The sequence below is a fragment of the Spiroplasma sp. hy2 genome (genome assembly GCF_044714365.1).
Taxonomy (GTDB): Bacteria; Bacillota_I; Bacilli_A; order Mycoplasmatales; family Mycoplasmataceae; genus Spiroplasma; species Spiroplasma phoeniceum.
Window position 1 is genome coordinate 1 of the sequence record NZ_RXFZ02000206.1, and the last position, 1,572, is coordinate 1,572.

3 protein-coding genes are annotated in these 1,572 nt (G+C 24.8%); all 3 read right to left on the reverse strand.

The annotated features are described in order from the left end of the window. On the reverse strand, positions 1–181 hold a 181-nt coding region (locus EHV01_RS05425), incomplete at its 3' end, for a hypothetical protein (RefSeq protein WP_422066567.1). A 37-nt stretch (positions 182–218) separates the two neighbouring features. Beyond that, positions 219–788: a hypothetical protein gene (locus EHV01_RS05430; RefSeq protein WP_422066568.1), complete on the reverse strand. Its 570-nt coding sequence runs from the start codon at positions 786–788 to the stop codon at positions 219–221. A 4-nt stretch (positions 789–792) separates the two neighbouring features. After that, positions 793–1,497: a hypothetical protein gene (locus EHV01_RS05435; RefSeq protein WP_422066569.1), complete on the reverse strand. Its 705-nt coding sequence runs from the start codon at positions 1,495–1,497 to the stop codon at positions 793–795. Positions 1,498–1,572: the final 75 nt, after the last annotated feature.

Here is a 1,572-nt window from a genome sequence, read left to right on the forward strand (position 1 = left end):
TYTWTAAATATTCTTGTTTATTATTAACACCATAATCATAAGTTTCTTTCATTAATTCTTGGAATATTTTAGTATGTTCATCACACGCAGGAACACCAATACCATTTCAATTTTTACTTACTTTTTTAAAACATTCTTTACCATCAATTATCATTCAACAGATATTTTTATCCATTCGCATTTTTTCAACATTTTTTTAATTTGTTTCTTTGCCATAATTAATCTTTTCCTTTCAATATTTTTTCTGCAAATTGCGAAACAGTTTCTATTGCTGTATCTTTATCTACTTTTTTAATTTCTAAATCTTTAATAAATTTATTTTCAGTTCTTTCATAACTACCATTTTCTTTTAAATATGCTTTACACATAAAGATAATAATTAATCTACCAATAGATCAAATAACTAAAGGCACTAACCCTAAAATAATAAATACAATACCTAATTTTCTTTTACGAATTAAATGATTACCTTGTGATTTAATATTTTTATCTATTTTAGGTTTACGACCAATTCACATTAAAATACCTTGAATACCTAATAAAGTAATATGTCCAAATCCCAAACCAATAATATTACTTGATGACATAATACTATCTCAACTAAAACCATCAAATTGACCACTTTTAACTGCTCCGGTTCAACCTAATGCAAAAAATGTATTATAAAGTAATGCTCATCATAAGTGAGTAAATCCACTCATAAATCTATCTCATTTAAATAATATATATTCTTTATAATTCTTTTTATCTAAATCAATTACATAGTTATTTTTATTTCAAAATGCCATAATTTTAACCTCGCTTTCCGAATTGTTTACTTATTAAAAATGGATTATCTAATGTTTTTATAAAATATTCCATTATATCCATAACAGCATAAGTCATAGCATCAAAACCATCATCAAATAATTTATTATCTTCTAATTTATAAGTAGATTTATTTGCGGGTGGTTTTCTTCATTCCATTTTTAACATATCCTTAAATAACTCTGGTGTTAATCGTTGACTAATTTGTAAATAATTCTTATTTAGCAGGATGATTATAGCATCAATTCTATCAGTTCGATATCAAACATCTTTTACTACTGGTTTAAATCTTAATCAATTATGGTCAGGGTAATATTGTCTACGAATATTATTTAATGTATCAATAGAAACTAAACCACCATTTCCATAGTCAACATTTACATCTAAACCATCTTGTAAATAATCTCATTTTATAGAAGCAGTTATAAAAAAGTGTACTATTTCAATTAAAATCTTAGTTGTATCTTTATGTATCATTTCAGCATTACTATGTTTATATTCCATTAATGGTGTCATTTTTTTATATTCTCTATCTAATCCCATTAAAATAGCATGAGTAGCATGTCCTAATGGTGATTCAGCATATCCTAAATCTAAACCTGCTCTAAAATTAACTGGTTCAAAATCATATAATTTACTAAATAAATAATTAGCAAAAATAGAACCATCTAATGCTCCTCGGCATTCCAATTCCTCATACCTCATATTTTTTAGGTCATTCTGCTTTTAATTCATATAATTTCATTAATTCATCATAATTTAATT